The organism is Streptomyces sp. NPDC027962 (assembly GCF_055566095.1).
The window spans coordinates 273,659-291,878 of the sequence record NZ_JBVHTA010000001.1 but is presented as its reverse complement, the minus strand read 5'-3'; the positions used below and the strand labels follow the sequence as shown (position 1 = coordinate 291,878).

General features: G+C 72.6%; 17 protein-coding genes. 14 read left to right on the top strand and 3 right to left on the bottom strand.

Translation table 11 applies throughout. The features are described from left to right. Positions 1–5: 5 nt before the first annotated feature. The 3 genes from ligD to ACZ4SA_RS01345 all read left to right on the top strand — a co-directional run bounded on the left by ligD (position 6) and on the right by ACZ4SA_RS01345 (position 2,347). Positions 6–893, top strand: a complete 888-nt coding sequence (ligD, locus tag ACZ4SA_RS01355) for a non-homologous end-joining DNA ligase (RefSeq protein WP_468268282.1) — start codon at positions 6–8, stop codon at positions 891–893. Then, the gene (locus ACZ4SA_RS01350; RefSeq protein ID WP_468268279.1) at positions 890–1,801 is read left to right on the top strand and encodes an ATP-dependent DNA ligase; all 912 of its coding nucleotides are present in this window, start codon (positions 890–892) and stop codon (positions 1,799–1,801) included. Before ligD ends, ACZ4SA_RS01350 begins: the two co-directional genes overlap by 4 nt. Before the next feature lie 114 nt (positions 1,802–1,915). After that, complete coding sequence (locus tag ACZ4SA_RS01345; protein ID WP_468268276.1) at positions 1,916–2,347, top strand: nuclear transport factor 2 family protein; 432 nt, start codon at positions 1,916–1,918, stop codon at positions 2,345–2,347. Positions 2,348–2,427: 80 nt separating this feature from the next. On the opposite strand, the gene ACZ4SA_RS01340 is transcribed toward ACZ4SA_RS01345, so the two are convergent. Further along, on the bottom strand, positions 2,428–3,228 hold the full coding sequence (locus ACZ4SA_RS01340) for a nuclease-related domain-containing protein (protein WP_468268273.1): 801 nt from the start codon (positions 3,226–3,228) through the stop codon (positions 2,428–2,430). A 173-nt stretch (positions 3,229–3,401) separates the two neighbouring features. Here ACZ4SA_RS01340 and ACZ4SA_RS01335 point away from each other — a divergent pair, with 173 nt between their 5' ends. The 7 genes from ACZ4SA_RS01335 to ACZ4SA_RS01305 all read left to right on the top strand — a co-directional run bounded on the left by ACZ4SA_RS01335 (position 3,402) and on the right by ACZ4SA_RS01305 (position 10,706). Beyond that, positions 3,402–5,543 carry a PBS lyase gene (locus tag ACZ4SA_RS01335; RefSeq protein ID WP_468268270.1) on the top strand — a complete coding sequence of 714 codons (2,142 nt, stop codon included), beginning with the start codon at positions 3,402–3,404 and terminating at the stop codon, positions 5,541–5,543. Positions 5,544–5,573: 30 nt separating this feature from the next. Further along, positions 5,574–5,882 (top strand): zinc-ribbon domain-containing protein, encoded by a 309-nt coding sequence (locus ACZ4SA_RS01330; protein WP_468268268.1) that lies wholly within the window; start codon positions 5,574–5,576, stop codon positions 5,880–5,882. 125 nt (positions 5,883–6,007) lie between these two features. Continuing rightward, positions 6,008–6,271 (top strand): hypothetical protein, encoded by a 264-nt coding sequence (locus ACZ4SA_RS01325; RefSeq protein WP_468268265.1) that lies wholly within the window; start codon positions 6,008–6,010, stop codon positions 6,269–6,271. Between the two features lie 76 nt (positions 6,272–6,347). Then, the gene (locus ACZ4SA_RS01320) at positions 6,348–7,739 is read left to right on the top strand and encodes an FtsW/RodA/SpoVE family cell cycle protein (protein ID WP_468268262.1); all 1,392 of its coding nucleotides are present in this window, start codon (positions 6,348–6,350) and stop codon (positions 7,737–7,739) included. Continuing rightward, entirely contained in the window at positions 7,736–9,196 is a 1,461-nt protein-coding gene (locus tag ACZ4SA_RS01315) for a penicillin-binding transpeptidase domain-containing protein (RefSeq protein WP_468268259.1), read from the top strand. Before ACZ4SA_RS01320 ends, ACZ4SA_RS01315 begins: the two co-directional genes overlap by 4 nt. A 2-nt stretch (positions 9,197–9,198) precedes the next feature. Then, entirely contained in the window at positions 9,199–10,251 is a 1,053-nt protein-coding gene (locus ACZ4SA_RS01310) for an amidase family protein (protein ID WP_468268479.1), read from the top strand. Next, complete coding sequence (locus tag ACZ4SA_RS01305) at positions 10,248–10,706, top strand: DUF3291 domain-containing protein (protein WP_468268256.1); 459 nt, start codon at positions 10,248–10,250, stop codon at positions 10,704–10,706. The genes ACZ4SA_RS01310 and ACZ4SA_RS01305 overlap by 4 nt, the downstream gene beginning before the upstream one ends. A gap of 15 nt (positions 10,707–10,721) precedes the next feature. Here the strand turns inward: ACZ4SA_RS01305 and ACZ4SA_RS01300 are convergent, their stop codons facing one another. Then, positions 10,722–11,837 (bottom strand): ferritin-like domain-containing protein, encoded by a 1,116-nt coding sequence (locus ACZ4SA_RS01300; RefSeq protein ID WP_468268253.1) that lies wholly within the window; start codon positions 11,835–11,837, stop codon positions 10,722–10,724. A 164-nt stretch (positions 11,838–12,001) separates the two neighbouring features. Between ACZ4SA_RS01300 and ACZ4SA_RS01295 the strand changes: the two genes are divergently transcribed. From ACZ4SA_RS01295 to ACZ4SA_RS01280, 4 genes are read left to right on the top strand one after another with little or no spacing between them, the layout of a single operon-like run. Further along, entirely contained in the window at positions 12,002–12,937 is a 936-nt protein-coding gene (locus tag ACZ4SA_RS01295; RefSeq protein WP_468268250.1) for an AurF N-oxygenase family protein, read from the top strand. Between the two features lie 43 nt (positions 12,938–12,980). Next, positions 12,981–13,709 (top strand): TetR/AcrR family transcriptional regulator, encoded by a 729-nt coding sequence (locus tag ACZ4SA_RS01290; RefSeq protein WP_468268247.1) that lies wholly within the window; start codon positions 12,981–12,983, stop codon positions 13,707–13,709. A gap of 10 nt (positions 13,710–13,719) precedes the next feature. Further along, complete coding sequence (locus tag ACZ4SA_RS01285) at positions 13,720–13,995, top strand: hypothetical protein (RefSeq protein WP_468268244.1); 276 nt, start codon at positions 13,720–13,722, stop codon at positions 13,993–13,995. A 12-nt stretch (positions 13,996–14,007) separates the two neighbouring features. Next, positions 14,008–16,863, top strand: coding sequence for an outer membrane protein assembly factor BamB family protein (locus tag ACZ4SA_RS01280; protein ID WP_468268241.1), 2,856 nt, complete (start codon positions 14,008–14,010; stop codon positions 16,861–16,863). Between the two features lie 102 nt (positions 16,864–16,965). Here the strand turns inward: ACZ4SA_RS01280 and ACZ4SA_RS01275 are convergent, their stop codons facing one another. Next, positions 16,966–18,201 carry a styrene monooxygenase/indole monooxygenase family protein gene (locus ACZ4SA_RS01275; RefSeq protein ID WP_468268238.1) on the bottom strand — a complete coding sequence of 412 codons (1,236 nt, stop codon included), beginning with the start codon at positions 18,199–18,201 and terminating at the stop codon, positions 16,966–16,968. Between the last annotated feature and the right edge of the window lie 19 nt (positions 18,202–18,220).

Genomic DNA, 18,220 nt, shown 5'->3' with positions numbered 1-18,220 from the left:
ATCGTATGACGCCGATCACGGAGGTGGCGGGGCGGCGACTGGCGCTCACCAATCTGGAGAAGGTCATCCACCCCGCCACCGGGACCACCAAGGGCGAGATCGTGCACTACTACGCCATCACGGCGGAGGCGATCCTCCCCCATCTCCGCAGCCGGCCCGTCTCCTTCCTCCGCTACCCGGACGGCCCCGACGGCCAGCTGTTCTTCACCAAGAACCCGCCGCCCGGAACACCCGGCTGGGTGCGCACGGCCCCGGTCCCCCGGTCGGATGACCCGAAGGCGCGGCAGGTCGTGATCGAGGACCTCGCATCACTGGTCTGGGCGGCGAATCTGGTGGTCGAGTTCCACACACCGCAGTGGCGGGCCGAGCAGCCGGCCGTCGCCGACCGGATGGTCCTCGACCTCGACCCCGGCGCTCCCGCCTCCGTCGCCGAGTGCTGCGCGGTGGCCCTGTGGCTGCGCGAGCGGCTCGAGAAGGACGGGCTCACGGCCTACGCAAAGACGTCCGGCTCCAAGGGGCTGCATCTGGTCGTGCCGCTGAAACCCACACCGTCGGAGCGGGTCTCCGCGTACGCGAAGTCCCTCGCCGTCGAGGGCGAGGCGGCGCTGCCGCAGCTCGTTCTGCACCGGATGGCCCGTGCGCTGCGGCCCGGCAAGGTCTTCGTCGACCACAGCCAGAACGCCGCCGCGAAGACCACCGCCACCCCCTACACGCTGCGGGCCCGCCAGGAGCCGACCGTCTCGGCGCCGGTGACCTGGGAGGAGGTCGAGGAAGGCAGCGCGAACGGGGCCGGTCTGGTGTTCCGGCTCTCCGCCATCGGCCCGAGGCTGGAGCGGTACGGGGACCTGTTCGCCCCGGTCGCCGAGCACACCGGAGCGGGACGCCTGCCGTGACGCTGCCCCGGCCGCCGCTGAAGGTCGCGCTCGCCGAATCGGTGAACGTGTTGCCGCGTGCGGCCGGGCTGGCGTACGAGCCGAAGTTCGACGGCCACCGGATGGTGATCTTCCGTATCGACGGCGAGGTGCTGTTGCAGGCCCGGTCGGGGCGGATCGTCACGGCCGCCTTCCCCGATCTCGCGGCAGCGGCCCGGCAGTTGCCGGAGGGCACGGTGCTCGACGGCGAGGTGGTGGTGTGGCGCGAGGGACGCACCGACTTCGCCGCGGTGCAGAAGCGGGCGGCCGCCACACCGGGCCGGGCACCCACGCTCGCGCGCAGCCTGCCCGCCTCGTACGCCGCCTTCGACCTGCTGGCCGAGTCGGGCGAGGATCTGCGGCCACTCGCGTACGAGAAACGGCGGGCGCGGCTGGTGGCGCTGGTCGCACCGCTGGGGCCGCCTCTGCAGCCCGTACCGATGACGCTCGACGCCGAGGAGGCGCAGGGCTGGTACGAGAGGCTGCCGGCGATCGGCGTCGAGGGGCTGGTGGTGAAGCGGCTCGACCAGACGTACCGGGGCGGCGTGCGGCTGTGGCGCAAGCTGCGGCACACCGCGACGCATGACGCGGCGGTCGTCGGTTTCACGGGGCCGGAGAGCCGGCCCACCGCGTTGGTCGTCGTCCTGCCGGACGACGACACCCCGTTGGTGTCCAGCCCGATGCAGCCGGGGCTACGGGCGCAGTCCGCGACGGTGCTGGGCGGGCGGTCGACCGGCGGGACGGGGGCGGCCGTCGCGACAGGGATCGGCGAGGTGGCGTACCGGGCGGTGGAGCCAGGGGTGACGGCCGAGGTGGAACTGGGCACCACACGGCACACCGTGACGACCGTGCTGCGGCTGAGGACTCCGGAGGAACTCGACCGGATATGATTAATCAAGTTTGACTACTGAAGGGTCGGGGCATTACCTTCCTCGACGCACGTAGGTGGGCCCAGGGGGTCACCCACGTGCGTGGCCACAGTCGATGAGCGGCAAGGAGAAAGTGTGACGTTTCTGCCCGACACCGGATACACCCCGAGCGCCGAGGAGCTGGCGAGCATCCAGGAGTGGTTCGCCGCCTACGACGCGCACAGCGCAAAACGCGACGTCGGGCGCATGGCGGACATGGCCGTCTTCCCGCTCAACCTGATCAGCGACGACTCGCAGGGCGACGGCGCCTCCGCCCAGTGGGACCGCCGGCAGTTCATCGAGACCATGGGCCATGTGATGGGCGACGGGAGCGACGACATCACCTTCGAGTCGGTACGGACTCCGGTGTTCCTCTCCCCCGCCATGGCCGTCGTCTTCACCGACTCGACCATGACCATGGACGGACGGACCGAGCAGCTGCGCTACGCCGACATCCTGATCAGGCGCGACGGGAAGTGGGCGTTCCAGACGATGATGCAGGGCGGCTGGGGCGACAACCTCCGGTGAGGCGACAAGCTCCGGTGGGGCCACAACCTCCGGCGAGCAGCGACCCGTTCCAGCCGTAGGACACCCGGCGGGCGGGGCCGTCAGGCACCGAGCCAGGTGCGGCGGTCCCGCGCCGCCGCGTACAGCGCCTCGATGTCGGCCGGCTTGAGCACGCCGCCCTGCCGGGCCAGCGCGGGCACCTCCTCGCCCCGCAGGATCCGTACGTCGCCGTCCGCCCAGGCCGCGTCCAGACGGGCCGCGCCCACCACGACGAGAACGGGCCGCACGGCGACGGTCAGTGCATGCGCGGCCCGCTCCGCGCGGCGTCGGGTGAGCCTCAGGTCGCAGCCCCCGCCGCGGCCGGCCAGAACCCGGGCGCCGTCGACGCGCACCCGCTGCCGGTGGGCGGCGAGCGTGTGCAGGGCCAGTACGCCGCCGGGGCCGACGGCCAGATGGTCGACGCGGTCGGCGCCCGGCAGGGGCACCGAGTGCAGAACGCGCCAGCCCGCGGGCTCCAGTTCCTCGAGCATGCCGCCGATCCGCGCCTGCGCCTCGAGGTCGGAGCGCCGCGGGTCCGGCCGAAGACGCAGGGCGGCGGGCGGGTGGCGTTCGAGGTCCGCGAGCAGCGCCTCGCCGGGCCGGTTGGGCGCCAGGTCGTCGTCCGGCGGCAGCGCGAGACGGGCGAGCTCGGCACGGGTGGGGACGGGCGGCGGCCCCACCGTGATCTCGCCCGTCGTGAAGGGGGCGAGGGCCGCGAGCACGGCGTCGCGGTGGCTTTCGCGGATCAGGGCGACCCGGCCGGTGTCGCGGTCGTACCAGGCGACGTCGGCGCCGCCGGGGAGGCTCACGTACAGGCGGTCCCTGCCCTGGACACGTGTGGGCGTCACCCGTAGTCGCTGCATCGGCATCACCACCCCCGACCATGGGAACAGCCACGGCCGACGGCGGCAACAGGCCTGGATTCAACAACGCCGAGACAACCCCGCCGGATACCGGTCAGGATGTCGGATCCGTGGGGCACACTTCCCCCAGACACAAGGGTTGAGACCCAAGGTTTCTTGGGAGGGGGACAATCGTGTTCGCGGGAATCGACGAGGTCGAATGGGCCTCTCTGGAGCATGCCCACGGCCCGGCCGACGATGTGCCGGAGCTGCTGCGCGGACTCGCCTCCGCGGATCCCGTCGAGCGTGAGACCGCACTCGACGGCATGTACGGGACCGTGCACCACCAGGGGGACGTGTACGACTCGACGCTGGCCTGCATCCCGTTCCTGATGGAGCTGGCGGCGGACCCCGCCGTGCAGGACCGCGGCGGCATAGTCGAGCTGCTGACCAGCATCGGCGGCATCGATCTGGACGGCGACGACGAACTGGACCCGGAGGACGAGGAGTTCGAGGGTGCCGCGAACTACGCCATGGCCGCCTCGGCGGTCACCGCGGGCGCGGATGTCTTCCTCGCCCTGGTCGGCGACCCGGACCGCGGGGTGCGGCTCGCCGCGCCGCTCGCACTTGCCACGCTGCACAGCGACCCGGTGCGGGTGCTGCGGCTGCTGCGGGCGCGGCTGGACTGCGAACCGGACGCGGAGGTGCGGCTGGCCTGCGTGGAGGCCACCGGCCGGATCGCGCTGCGGCACCAGGGCCTGCTGCCCGAGGTGGTGGAGTGGCTCACCGGCCTGTCCGGGATGGCGTATGGCGCGGGGCTGCGGTTGGCCGCGCTCGCCCAGCTGGCCCGCTGCGCACCCACGGCGCTGCCCTCCGACGTCGTACCGGGGGTGACGGAGCTGCTGCGTGAGCTGCGGACGGAGCCGATGGCATCGCTCCAGGCCGCGGAGCGGCTGCCGTCGCCGACGCTGCTGGGGCAGCTGCGCCAGGTGCGGGCGGCGGACACCGCGGACCGCGGCGCCCCCTGGGCGGCGGATCTGCTGCGTGCGCTCCACTCCGGCCTGGGCGATCGCGTGGACGACCGGATCGCGCTGCTGGCCGACCAGTTGTGCAGCCCGGACCGGGCGCAGCGCATCGACGCCGTACGGATGAGCAGCGCGCTGCTGCGGACGTGGCGGGGCGCCTACGGGGAGCTGGTGGGGCTGATCGGCGAGCAGCTCGCGGACCCCGACCCCCGGCTGAGCGGGGCGGCGGCGTACGCCCTGAAGGAGCTGTTCGGCCTGGCGGCGCCGGCGGTGGACGCGCTGGCCCAGCGCCTGGACGCCGACCCGGGTGCCTGGATACGCGAGTGGGAGAACGGGCCGCCGACGCTCGGCCCGGCAGTCGTGGCACTCGCGAGGGCGGGTGACGCACGGGCGGTCCCCCTCCTGTCGCGGCTGCTGGAGCGGGCGGAGCCCCCACGGGACCTCGGGCACTCGCTGGATCAGCTGGGGCGGGCGGCCGCGCCGCTGGCCCCGGCGCTGTGCGATCGGCTGGCCGGCATCGAGCTGGACGACCGGTTCTTCGACCGGGCGGGGCCGTTGCTCCACGGGCTGTCCGTCGTCGGCGGAGGCGAAGAGGCGGCCCGGTCGGTGCCGGCCGTGCTGCGCGTGCTGCGGAGCGCGGCGGGCGAACGGCGCGCCTGGGTGGTCGAGTCGGCCGTGCGGACGCTGACCGCTCTCGGGCCGGCGGCGGGCGAGGCGGTGCCCGATCTGTGGGCGCTGCTGCACGAGGCGGGGCATCGCGCGCAGGGCAGCTCCAGACCCGTGCCCTCGAGCTCCTCGGGTTCCTCCTGGGCGGACGCGTCGCTCGTGGCGCGGGCCGCGGGGGCCCTGTGGGCGATCGAGGGCGACGCGGACGCGGTGATGCCGGTGCTGTGCTCGGTACTCACCGTGCCGGACCACGGGGCCAGGCGGACGGCGGCCTCGGTGCTCGCGGGCCTCGGTCCGGCCGGAGCCGCGGCGGCGCCTCAGCTGGGCAGGCTGCTGCGGTCGATCGAGCCGTGGACACGGGTGAGGGCGGCGGGCGCCCTGTGGCGGGTGACGGGCGATCCGGAGCAGGCGTGGCCGGCGCTGCGTTCCGTCTGGGAGACGCTGCCGCGCGCCCGGATTCCGGCGGCGGAGTGCCTGGCGGAGCTCACGACGGCGGGCGCGGAGGGTGCGGAGCGGCTCGTCGACCGGGAGCTGCTGTGCGCACGACGTCACAACGCGCTCGACAACGGGGCGGACGGCCATGACATCGTGGACGACGAGAGGCTGCTGGCCCTGTGCCGGCGGGCGGTTCACCGCAGACCTTGAGCGGACCAGGAACGGGGAGGACCCGAGAACATGATCATTTTCGGTACCAAGGGGTACATCTACCAGCTGGCGATACTGACGCTGGTGTGCGGCCACTGCGGCAATCCCTCCGCGCACACGCTCAGGAAGCGCGTCACGAAGTTCACGCTGTTCTTCGTGCCGCTGTTCCCGTTCTCGACGAAGTACGCGACGCAGTGCACCTTCTGCGGCGCGGAGCAGCAGATCACCTCGGAGCAGGCGGAGCAGCTGCAGCTCCAGTCGGCGGGCGGCCAGGTTGCCCACGGCGGGCAGCCCCACGGGCAGGCGCAGCAGCCGGGACAGCACCCGTACCAGCGCTGAGCGCGGGAGAGCAGCAGCCGGGACAGCACTGGGCGGACGGGCGCAGCAGCCGGGACAGCACTGGGCGGGCGCACCGGAAGCGGCAGCCGCGAGCCGCAGGACACGGGCGGGCGGGGCGGCCCCCGGTGGCGGTGACCGTGGACGGGCCGGGGGTGGCGGTCCACGACCACGGGCCGGGCGGTCCGGCGTATCCGGCGGAGCACGGGCCGCAGCGGTTCCGGACCGAGGGCGGCGGCAAAGGGCACGGGCTCGGACCGACCATCGCGGCGGGACAGTCGGCCGTGACCGGCGCCCAGCTGCGCTTCACGAACGCGCCGGAGGGCGGCGCCCTGGCACATCTGACGCGGCCCGGGTGTGCGCCGTTCACGAAGCCGGGCGAACCGATGTGACAGTCCGTCTGTTCGACGTCGGCGCACTATGACATAAAAGGGACAAACAAACCCGCCACTTGCTACGTTGCGTGGCATGACCGGAACGACGGCGGGCGCTCCACCGCCCGAGCCACACCCCGCGCGGCACCCCGTCAAGCGGCGGGGCGTCGAGTTGTCGCTCCTCGTCTGCGCGGTCCTCATCTGCGTCTACGGCTACGTCGCCGTCGGACTCGCCAGGAACGACGCCGTGCCGCCGGACGTCGCCGGCTACGGAGCGGGCCTCGGCGTCCTCGCCCTCCTCGCGCATCTCGCCGTACGGCTGCGCGCCCCGTACGCGGACCCACTGCTGCTGCCCATCGCGGTCCTGCTCAACGGCCTCGGGCTGGTGCTGATCTACCGCCTCGACCTGGAGACGCCGCAGGACCGGGCGGCCCCGACCCAGCTGGTGTGGTCCACGCTGGGCGTCGCCCTGTTCATCGGCGTCGTCCTGCTCCTGCGCGACCACCGCACCCTCCGGCAGTACGCGTACGTCTCGGGCGCCGCCGCGCTCGTCCTGCTCAGCGCGCCGATCTTCTTCCCCCCGGTGAACGGGGCGAGGATCTGGATCAGGCTCGGTCAACTGTCCTTCCAGCCCGGTGAGTTCGCCAAGATCCTGCTGGCCGTGTTCTTCGCCGCGTACCTCGCCGCCAACCGCAACGCCCTCACCCACGCCAGCCGTCTGATCCGCAGGCTCCAGCTCCCCACCGGCCGGGTCCTCGGCCCGATCGTCGCGGTCTGGCTGGTCAGCGTCGGCGTGCTGGTGCTGGAGCGGGACCTCGGCACCTCGCTGCTGTTCTTCGGGCTCTTCGTCATCATGCTGTACGTGGCGACGGGCCGGCTCGGCTGGATCGCGGTCGGCCTGGTGCTGGCGTCGGCGGGCGCGTACGCCGTGGGATCGCTCGAGCCGCACGTCCACAGCCGGGTCGAGGACTGGCTGAACCCGTTCGCGAGCATCGAGGCGGGGCAGGGCGCCGGGCAGCTGGCCCAGTCGCTGTTCGCCTTCGCCTCCGGCGGGATGCTGGGCACCGGACTGGGGCTCGGCCACTCCGTGCTCATCGGCTTCGCCGCGAAGTCCGACTTCATCCTCGCCACCGCCGGGGAGGAACTCGGCCTCGTCGGCCTGAGCGCGATCTTCCTGCTCTACGCCCTGCTGGTCGCACGGGGCTTCAGCGCCGGGCTCGCACTGCGCGACCCGTTCGGCCGGCTCCTCGTGGTGGGCCTGTCCTCCATCCTCGCGCTCCAGGTCTTCGTCATCGCGGGCGGCGTGACGGGATTGATCCCGCTGACCGGTATGGCGATGCCGTTCCTCGCGCACGGCGGCTCCTCCGTGGTCACCAACTGGATCATGGTGGCGCTGCTCGTCCGGGCCAGCCACTCGGCCCGCGCGCCGCACCCCGCACCCGTGGACGTGAGCGCCCTCCCCCCCGCGCCGGCGGTACGGCAGTGACGCGCTGCATCCGGCACGCCGCCGTGTTCTGCCTGCTGCTGCTGCTCGCGCTGCTCGTCAACGCCGCCCGCGTACAGCTCGTCGAGGCCGGCGAACTCGAGCGGAACCCCGCCAACCGCCGGCAGGCCATCGCCCGTTACGCCGAGCCGCGCGGCGACATCCTGGTCGACGGCCTCCCGGTCACCGGGTCCAGGGACACCGGCGAGCAGCTCCGCCACGAGCGCACCTACCGCCACGGGCCGCTGTACGCGCCGGTGACGGGCTACGCGTCGCAGACGTACGGCACCTCGTTCGTCGAGCATGCGGAGGACTCGATCCTCAGCGGCACCGACCCCCTGCTCACCCGGCTGCCCCTGTGGAACGACATCATCCGCGACCGGCCGCCCGGCGGCGACGTCGTCACCACGATCAGGGCCTCGATGCAGGAGGCCGCCTATACGGGTCTCGCCGGCCGGCGCGGGGCGGTCGCGGCGGTCGAACCGTCGACCGGCAGGATCCTGGCGCTGGTCAGCAGCCCGTCCTACGACCCCGGGCTGCTGTCCGGCACCGGCAGCGGCGTCTCGCGGGTGTGGGCGCGGCTCAACGGCGCGCCCACGCAGCCCATGCTCAACCGGGCGATCCGTCAGACGTATCCGCCGGGCTCGGCCTTCAAGATCGTGACGGCCGCCGCCGCGCTGGAGACCGGGGCCGTGGACGACGTCGACGCGCCCACCCGCACCCCGGAGCCGTACCTGCTGCCCGGCACCCGCACACCGCTGCCCAACGCGACGAAGGGCTGCAGGAACGCCTCCCTCGCCCACGCCATCCAATGGTCCTGCAACACGGTGATGGCGAACCTCGGAGTACGGGTCGGGCTCACGGACATGGTCGCCACGGCACGCGCCTTCGGCTTCAACGACTCCGGCCTGCGGATCCCGTCGGCGGTCACGGCGTCGAACTTCGACACCGACATGTCCCCTGACCAGCTCGCCCTGTCCTCGATCGGGCAGTTCAACACGACGGCCACACCGCTGCAGATGGCGATGGTCGCGGCGGCCGTCGCCGACGGCGGCGACATCCGGACCCCCTACCTGGTGGAGCGGTTGACGCGGTCGAACGGCGACCTCGCCGCGCAGAACGGCCCCCGCGCCTACCGGCGGGCCATGAACCCGGCCACCGCGCAGCGGCTGCGTGAGCTGATGGTGCGCGTCGTGGAGGACGGCACCGGCGCCAACGCCGCGATCAAGGGCGCCACCGTCGGCGGCAAGACCGGCACCGCGCAGCACGGCATCGACAACTCCGGACTCCCGTACGCCTGGTTCATCGCCTGGGCGCAGGGCCGCGACGCCGCCCTGCCCGCGGTCGCGGTCGCCGTGGTCGTCGAGGACGCGTCCGCGGTACGGGAGGACATCAGCGGCGGGGGCAGCGCGGCCCCGATCGCGCGGGCGGTCATGGAGGCGGCACTCTGGGACTCGTGAACATCGCCGGGACGCTGGAGGCCATCGGCCGGCTCGATCCGGGCCTGAGCGCCTTCATCGAGGTGTGGGGCGAGGACGCGCTCGCCCGCGAGCGCGCCACGGACCCTGGACTGCCGCTGGCCGGGCTGCCGTTCGCCGTGAAGGGGCCTTCCGGCATCCGCTCGTACGCGGCACGCCGGCTGGTCGCGGCGGGCGCGGTACCGGTCGGCTCCACGTCGGTGCCGGGGCCCGGCACGTACTGGCAGACCTGGGGCCTCGGCGCGCACGGGCCGACCCGCAACCCGTGGCGTGCGGACCGCACCCCGGGCGGGTCGTCCGCGGGCTCGGCGGCGGCGGTCGCGGCGGGGATGGTGGGCCTGGCGACGGGCAGCGACGGCGCGGGCTCGGTACGGATCCCGGCGGCGTGGTGCGGGGTGTTCGGGCTGAAGACGACGAACGGGCTGCTGCCGTCGCCCGACCGTACGGGTCTGGCGGCGGCGGGGGTGCTGACGCCCACCGCGGCGGACGCCCGGCCGTATCTGCGCTGTGTGCTGGACGCGTACGCGCCGGCACCCCCGGCACTGCCCCTGCGGGCCGTATGGTCGCCCGACCTCGGCTTCGCCGCGACGGACCCCGAGGTGGCGGAGGCAGCTCGGGCGGCGGTGGCACGGCTGGAGTCCGCCGGCGTCGTGCGGACGGTGGCCGCGGACTGCGCGCTCCTCGACCCGTACGACGCCTGGTCGGCCGTGCGCGGTGGCCGCCCGTCGCAGGGGGAGGCGGTACGGGAGGAGAACGACCGGCGGCTCGACGCGCTGTTCACCCGGGCGGACCTGCTGCTGACCCCGGCCACCCCCAACCGCCCGCACGGCCACGAGGGCCCGGGAACCGATGTCTACTCGACGGCGCTGACCTGGGCGTTCAATCTGAGCGGCCATCCGGCTGCCACCGTCCCGGCCGGTTTCACCGGCGACGGCTGTCCGGTCGGGCTCCAACTGGTGGCGGAGCGGGGGACGGACGTCTCACTGGTCGAAATGGCGGTGGCCGCTCAGGAGTGCCTGATTACTGTGCGGCCATGACCATTCACGAGCTTGCCCAGGTGAACATAGGCTGCCTCAAACATCCGCTGGACTCACCGCAGTTGCAGGACTTCGTGGACAACCTCGTCCCGGTGAACGCCGTCGCGGACGCCGCCGACGGCTTCGTCTGGCGGCTCCAGAGCGAGGGCGGTGACGCGACGGACCTGCGGATCTTCGGCGACGAATGGCTGCTGGTGAACATGTCGGTGTGGCGGGACCCGGATGCCCTGACGGCGTTCATGTACCAGGGCACGCACAGGGAACTGCTGAAGCGGCGCTACGAGTTCTTCGAGCGCATGGAGGAGGTCATGACAACGCTGTGGTGGGTCCCCGCGGGCCACCGGCCGACGGTCCGCGAGGCGGAGGAACGCCTGGTGCACATCCGCGAGCACGGCCCGACGGAGCGGGCGTTCACCTTGCGGAAGACCTTCCCGGCGCCCAGGGACGGAGTCTGACAGAGTGATCGACGTTCACGTGTTGACCGGTCCCGCCCCCTCCGCGATCGCGTCCGTCACCTCCGTCACACGGGCCTGTTCCTCCGCCGCGAAGCGTTCCCGGTCGAGTTGCTCGGCGATCTCCTCGTCCTGCGACATCAGCAGGTCGAGACTGGCGTCGCCCATCTCGAAGACGCCCATGTCGAGATAGGCCTTCTGCAGCCGCTCGCCCCACAGTCCGATGTCCTTCACGCACGGCACGATCCGGCTGAACAGCAGCTTGCGGAAGAGGTGGAGGAACTCGGACTGCTCCGAGTGCTCCTCCGCCTCCTTGCGCGAGACGCCGAAGTTCTCCAGGACCTCCACGCCGCGCAGCCGGTCGCGCATCAGGTAGCAGCCCTCGATCACGAACTCCTCGCGTTCGCGCAGTTCCGCGTCCGACAGCTGCTGGTAGTAGTCCCGCAGCGCCATCCGGCCGAAGGCCACATGGCGGGCCTCGTCCTGCATGATGTAGGCCAGGATCTGCTTGGGCAGCGGCTTGGTCGTGGTGTCGCGGATCATGCCGAACGCGGCGAGTGCCAGGCCCTCGATGAGCACCTGCATGCCGAGGTAGGGCATGTCCCAGCGGGAGTCGCGCAGGGTGTCCCCGAGCAGCGACTGGAGGTTGTCGTTGATCGGGTAGAGCATGCCGATCTTCTCGTGCAGGAAGCGGCCGTAGATCTCCGCGTGCCGGGCCTCGTCCATGGTCTGGGTGGCGGAGTAGAACTTGGCGTCGAGGTCGGGCACGGATTCGACGATCCGCGCCGCGCAGATCATGGCGCCCTGCTCGCCGTGCAGGAACTGGCTGAACTGCCAGGAGGTGTAGTGCTTGCGCAGCTCACCCCTGTCGCGTTCCGTCATCTTCGCCCAGTGGCGGGTCCCGTACAGGGTCAGGGCCTCGTCCGGCGTGCCCAGCGGGTCGTACGGATCGACCTCCAGGTGCCAGTCGATGCGCTTGGCGCCGTCCCACTGTTTGTCCTTGCCCTTCTGGTAGAGGGCGAGGAGCCGCTCGCGGCCTTCTTCGTACTCCCAGCTGAAGCGGGCGGCGCCGGAGGCGGGGACCTGCCAGAGCGGGCTCTCGGGGGCGTTCGTGTAGCGGTCGTGGGTCGACACTGACGGCTCCTTCGCCTCGTATTCCTCGGAGAACAGGGGCAGTTGGCAGGCTCACACGCTGGTAGACGCAGAGTCAACAACTTGTGCGCGCACTCTTGACGGGCTTGCTGACGGGGAGTCTCATAGCGTGACACCAGTACCCCACTCGCGAGGTGCGCACAGCCATGACAACAGTGACCGAACGCGACGTGCAGCTGCTTCGCGACGCACTCGGCCCGCTCCGGGACCGCGAACAGGTCGCGGAACGCCTGCTCGAGTCGTCCGCCAAGCACTCCTTCGACCCGGACAAGGAACTCGACTGGGAGGCGCCGGTCGAGGAGGGCAAGTGGTTCTGGCCCCCCGAGCTGGTCTCCCTCTACGACACCCCGATGTGGCGCAGGATGTCCGAGGAGCAGCGGATGGACCTGGCCCGCCACGAAGCCGCCTCGCTCGCCTCGCTCGGGATCTGGTTCGAGATCATCCTGATGCAGCTGCTGGTGCGCCACATCTACGACAAGTCGCTGACCAGTAACCACGTCCGCTACGCGCTCACCGAGATCGCCGACGAGTGCCGGCACTCGATGATGTTCGCCAGGATGATCAAGAAGGGCGGGACGCCCGAGTACCCGGTGCCGCGGGTCTACCACAACCTGGCCCGTGTCCTGAAGACGGTCTCCACCACGCCCGGCTCGTTCGCCGCGACCCTCCTCGGCGAGGAGATCCTCGACTGGATGCAGCGCCTCACATTCCCCGACGAGCGGGTGCAGACGCTGGTGCGCGGTGTCACCCGCATCCACGTGGTGGAGGAGGCACGTCATGTTCGGTACGCCCGCGAGGAGTTGCGACGCCAGATGGTGACCGCGCCGCGCTGGGAGCAGGAGTTCACCCGCCTCAGCTGCGGCGAGGCGGCCCGCGTCTTCAGTGTCTGCTTCGTCAGCCCCAAGGTGTACGAGAACGTCGGCCTCGACCGGCGCGAGGCCGTCGCCCAGGTGCGGGCGAGCGGGCACCGGCGGGAGGTCATGCAGTCCGGCGCGCGCCGGCTGACCGACTTCCTGGACGACATCGGTGTCCTTCGGGGGGCCGGCCGCAGGCTGTGGAAGAGTTCCGGCCTTCTCGCCTGATCGTATGAGAGGCAGGCGGCACGCTGCGGTTACGCTGCGGAGCATGACCAGTCCCGCTCCCGCGACCCGCGCGTACCGACGGCTCAGTGTCGAGGAGCGCCGCACGCAACTGCTCGCGGCGGCGCTCACCCTTTTCGCGCACCGGCCGCCGGAGGAGATCTCACTCGACGACGTGGCGGAGGAGGCCGGGGTGTCCCGGCCCCTCGTCTACCGCTATTTTCCCGGCGGCAAGCAACAGCTGTACGAGGCGGCGTTGCGCTCCGCCGCCGACCGGCTGGAGCAGTGCTTCGCCGAACCGCAGGTCGGCCCACCGACCGAGCGCCTCACCCGGGTCCTGGACCGCTACCTCGTCTTCGTCGACGAGCACGACGCCGGGTTCAGCGCGCTGCTGCGCGGCGGAAGCGTCGCGGAGACCTCCCGTACGACCGCGATCGTCGACGAGGTGCGGCGGGCCGCCGCCGAGCAGATCCTGGTCCACCTCGGCGTGGACCGCCCGGGGCCACGGCTTGGGATGATGGTCCGCACCTGGATCGCGGCGGTCGAGGCGGCTTCGCTGATCTGGCTGGACGAGGACAAGCAGCCTGCGGCGGACGAACTGCGCGAATGGCTCGTCGACCACCTTGTCGCCCTGCTGGCCGCAACGGCGGCGACCGACGAGGAAACGGCCGCCGTCGTGGCGGACCTGCTCGAGCAGGAGACCCCCGGCGGCCCCGTCGGCACACTGCTGCACAGGCTGGCACCCGCCGCGGGCGGAGCAGCGCACCTGCTGTGACACTGGTCCGGTGAGAAGCGAGAACACCCCCTTCGAGGGCGGCCCGCTCGACGGCCGCGTGCTGCCCGTGCTGGTCGGCCCCACCGGCCACCCGCCGAAGTGGTACAAGGTCCCCGTCCCGAACGACGACGGCACCCCGCCCACCGTGCACGCCTACCGGCGCGTCCCGTCCGGCTACAGCAAGCGGCTCGGGCTCCAGCGCGGCTGGAAGTACGCGTACGCACCCGAGGGCGTGGAACGGCGCGAGCTGAGGTGGCCCTGGTCGAAGCCGAACGGCGCGCCATAGGATCACGGAACCATGTCGGTCGCGTCGCCAGGGGGGAATGTCGCGGTGGAGCCGCTGCAGCAGGACGATCCGGAGCGGGTCGGACCGTACCGGACGCTGGCACGCCTGGGTGAATCGGCGAGCTGCGTACGGTTCCTCGCCGCCGGACCGGACGACGAGGACGACGGACCGGTCGTCGTCGCGCTGGCCCGCCCCGGACTCGTGCAGCTCGCCGCCTTCCGCCGCCACTTCCACGCGGAGGCGGGCACAGCAGAACTGCTGGCCGGCGGATGGGTGCAGGCGCCGGTCGACTCCCGCACGGACGGGGAGCAGCTGTGGACGGCCGCGCCGTACGTCCCGGCCCTGACACTGCGCGAGGCGATCGCGCTCGCCGGTCCGCTGCCCGAGCGTGCCGTACGGACACTGGGCGCGGCACTGGCCGAGACTTTGTCGCGGGTGCACGCGACAGGAACGGTTCTGCAAGGCCTCGCGCCGGACACGGTGCTGCTCACGGCGGACGGCCCGCGACTGACGGCGTTCGGTGCGCTGGGCGCGGCGGCCGTGGCCGAGGCGGGACCCGGCGGACAACTCTCGGTCCGGCTGGGCTATCTGACGCCCGAGCAAGTACTGGGCACGGAACCGGGAACGGCCTCGGACATCTTCGTCCTGGGACTCCTGCTGGCGTACGCGGCCACGGGCACGACGCCGCTCGCGGACGCGAACCGCATCGCACACGCGGAGCCCGACCTCGCCGGCGTCCCCGAGGAGCTGCGGCCCCTGGTGACCCAGTGCCTGGCCAAGTCACCGGACGACCGCCCCAGGGCGGGAACGGTGGCCGCGGATCTGGCTCTGGAGGGCGCAGCGGCACTGGCCCGCGACGGTTGGCTCCCCGAGGCGCTGCGGACGTCCCTGGGCAGGCAGGCCACGGAGGCGGCGACGCTGCGGGGCGCCGGAGGCGCGGCGGTCGGCGACACCGCGACCATGCTCGTCCGCCGCGCGCCCCTACCGGCCGCGGCGGCGCCAAAGGCGCTACCGGCGGCCCAGGCGACGCCCGGCGCCCAGCCACCGGCCGGCGCTCCGGCCGGCCTCGGGCCCGCCCCGGCAGGACAGGCCCCGCCCGCGCTTCTCGCCCTGCCGGGCCAGGCGGCTCCGGGCGCCCCCGGCGGCAGGGGTGTGCCCTCGGGCCTGCCCGGCCGGCCGGCGCGCGGCGGCGAAAGCCGCGCCGACGTCGGTGCCACGCCTGCGTGGCCGACGGGTGGCCGCGGAGCCGATACCCGCCACGGCCCCACCCACCGAGGGCCGGCGAACCCGGCGGCCTCCCTCACCCCCGACCTCGGCGCGCTCCCGCCCGGACCGGCGGGGACCGGAACCCCGGCGGCGGCCCCGCCGGGCACCGCCGCGCCCGGCAACACGCCCGTCCCCAACCCTCTCCCGCCAACCGGCGGCCTCCACACCGACGCCGCATACGCCGCCCCGCCGGGCACGGCCGGACCGGCCGGACCGGCCGTGCCCGGCGTCCAAGCCCGTGCCGCCTTCGCCGCCCCGCCCGGCGGCTCGCCCGGGCAGGGGATGTCGCGGCGCGGTCTGGTCGTCACAGGCGTTGCCGCGCTGGTCGGGGTCGGTGTCGGTGGCGGGATCGGATACGCGTTCGCCGGGTCCGGCGAGAGTCCGAAAGCGGGCGCTCCCGCGCCGAAGCCCAGCCGCATGGCCGGACTCGCGCCCGATCCGCTGTGGCGGTACGAGCACCCCGCCGACCGCGCCGGCGCCGTCAACGCCACCGTCTGGCAGGACCGCGTGCTGGTCGTCACCGACAGCGCCCGGACCACCGGCGTGGACCTGCACACCGGCCGGCGTCTCTGGGCCGCCGACGGCGCAGCGTCCGCCCTGGGGGCCGTACCCGTCGACGACACGCTCTGCCTCGTCGTCGGCCCCGACGAACTTGTGTGGATCGCCGCAGGCGACGGCCGGATCGTGCACCGTCTGCCCCTCAAGACCCTGGCCCGCCCCGGCGAGACCCTGGCCTTCGGCGGGACGGCCGGGGCGGACGGGAGCACCGTCTGGCTGGTGGGCCATGTCACGAAGTCGGTCGAGAGGACCGTCAAGAAGCGCAAGCGGAAGGTCACCGTGAAGGAGACCTACCTCGTCGCCTTCGACCTGACCACCCGCAACCAACTGTGGCGGGCACGTGTCCCGGACGGCCGCGCCCCGTACACACCGGGCTATCAGCTGGTCGCCGCCCGGACCGACAGCGTCCTCGTACGGCAGGAGGGCTCCACCCTCACCCCCGCCCAGCGGAAGGCCGCGAAGAACGGATCCGTGCTGCTCGCCTTCGACCGGCGGACGGGCAAGGCACTCAAGTCCGTGCCGCTCACCACGGTCGCCGCGAACGCCATCGTCACCGGCGACGGCAGGACGGGCAAGGTCTTCGCCTCCGCGGGCGGCGAGCTGCACGCGTACGACAGCTCCGGAGGCAAGCGGCTGTGGCGCCTGCCCGCCGCGAAGACGGTCGGCGAAGCCGGTGTTCATCCGTACGGAACGGCCGCCCTGCACGGGCCCAACCTGTACGTCGCCAACCGCTACCAGCAGGTGAGCGCTGTCGACATGGCGACAGGACGGCAACTGTGGCGGCGCTGGACCGAGGCGCCGGCATGGCGCCAGACGCCCCGGACCGTGCTCAGCGGCAGCGGCCGTACGGTGCTCGCGGGCGACGCCGCGCAGCTGACGGCGTTCGCGGCACGCGACGGACGGCGGCTGTGGAAGTTCCAGGAGGCAGGCGCGACCGACGCCAAGGAGCAGGCCGCGCCGCGCTACACGGTCCTGCCCGGCGGCGGCGACGGCCGGGCCGTGATCCAGCGGGGGCGGACGTTCTACGCCCTGCCGGTGGACTGACCACACCGGCAACCACGTCGCCGCTCCGCCTCCCCGCCAGAGCTGCCTGCCGGTGCGACGGCGAGCTCTGACGGGGCCACGAGGGGGATTTCGGGCAGCCGGTCAGGCGCCGGACACCGAGGCCAGGTAGGCCGACGTCTTCTCGGGGTCGTAGAAGAAGTTCTCGAAGTCCGAGGGGTCGTTGAAGCCATTGGCGAAGCGGTTCGCGACCGGCGGGAGCTGACCGGCCGCGCCGATCAGGTTCAGTACGTGCTCCGGCGGGACGCCGAGCATCGCGTTCGTCCACTTGGTGACGTGCTGTGCGGTGTCCCAGTAGCGGTCGAACGTGCCCTGCATCCACTCCGCGTCGAACGGCTTGTCGCCGTGCTCGGTGATCGAGGCCAGGTAGGCCGCGGCGCACTTGGACGCCGAGTTGGAGCCCTGGCCGGTGATCGGGTCGTTGGCCACGACGACGTCCGCGACACCGAGGGCCAGCCCGCCACCGGGCAGCCGGCCGATGGGGTTGCGGACGGTCGGGGCGTAGCGGCCGGCGAGCGTGCCGCCCGCGTCGGTCAGTTCGACCTTGGTTGCCCGCGCGTACTCCCAGGGCGTGAACTTCTCCATGAGCTCGAGCGTCAGGGAGAGGTGCTCTGCCGGGTCCTTGACGCCCTGGAACGCGTCGAGCGGGCCGCCGGGGACGCCCTCCCAGAAAAGGATGTCGGCCCGGCCGGACGTGGTGAAGGTCGGCATGACGAACAGTTCGCCGACACCCGGGACGAGGTTGCAGCGGACCGCATCGTAGTCGGGGTGCTCCGGGCGCGGGCCGAGACCATGGACGTAGGCGACGGCGAGCGCGCGCTGCGGCTCGGTGTACGGCGAACGGGACGCGTCCCGGCCGAACATCGAGACCAGCTCGCCCTTGCCGGCGGACACCATGACCAGGTCGTAGGTGCGGGAGAAGTAGTCCAGGTCGGAGACGGCCGCGCCGTGGATGACCAGCTGTCCGCCGCGCTGGGCGAACGCGTCCATCCAGCCGGCCATCTTCACCCGCTGGTCCACGGACTGCGCGTAACCGTCGAGCCTGCCGACCCAGTCGACGGCGCGGCTCGAGTCGGGAGCGGCGACGGAGACGCCGAGGCCCTCGATCTGCGGCGCCTGCGGCTCCCAGAAGTTGATGCCGAGGTCGCGCTCGTGCTGGAGTGCGGTGTGGAACATGCACTGCGTGGACATGACCCGGCCGGACCGGATCTCGTCCGCCGTGCGGTTGGACATCAGGGTGACCTCGTAGCCCTTCGACTGGAGGCCGAGGGCGAGCTGGAGACCGGACTGTCCGGCTCCGACTATGAGTATCTTCCGCATGGCGAGGGGTTCTCCGTTG